Source organism: Kitasatospora sp. MY 5-36 (assembly GCF_001182915.1).
Classification (GTDB): domain Bacteria; phylum Actinomycetota; class Actinomycetes; order Streptomycetales; family Streptomycetaceae; genus Kitasatospora.
The window spans coordinates 1-589 of the sequence record NZ_LFVW01001416.1; the positions used below are offsets into that span (position 1 = coordinate 1).

Consider the following 589-nt stretch of genomic DNA (forward strand, 5'->3'; position numbering starts at 1 on the left):
CACCCCCGCCGACCTGGCCCGCTGGTCCGCCGGCCGAACGTCCCGGTCCGCCCCGCCGGGCATCCCCCTCCGGAAGGATTCCTTCCCTACCCGAGCAGGCAGGATCCCCTGATCCGTCCCTGAGGATTGCCCCATTCCGCGTCCTGCGCCGGACATTTCGGGGAGCATGGGAGACGTCCCACCCACCCGACACCGACGGACGGAGCCCGCGATGGCCGGACTGCCCGACGACTTCACCGGACACGACCCCGCTCGGACGGGGCCCGGCGGTGGCGCCCGGGCGATCCGCTGCCCCGCCTGCCGCCGCGAGCACCTCTACGAACCGCCCTCCCTCCCCTGTCCGTGCGGGGCCTCGCTCAAGGTGCCGCTGCTGCGCGGCGGAGTGCCGGTGCAGGTGCGCTTCCGCTCCTGGGAGGACTCCTGGCTGAGCATGCGCTGCCCGCACTGCGGCCGCTCCGACCAGTGGCCGCAGCCCGAGTTCACCTGCAACTGCGGCGCCACCGTCCGGCTGCCGGTGGACCGCGCCACCCGCCTGGGCACCGGCACCGCCGCCCCGCTCGCCGCCCCCGGCCCGCAGGCCGCCCGCCCG

The 589-nt window shown here is 76.2% G+C and carries 1 pseudogene; it reads left to right on the forward strand.

Annotated elements, in window-relative coordinates:
• Window positions 1–211 precede the first annotated feature (211 nt).
• Window positions 212–589: pseudogene (locus AE652_RS42735) on the forward strand (hypothetical protein); the annotation flags it as partial.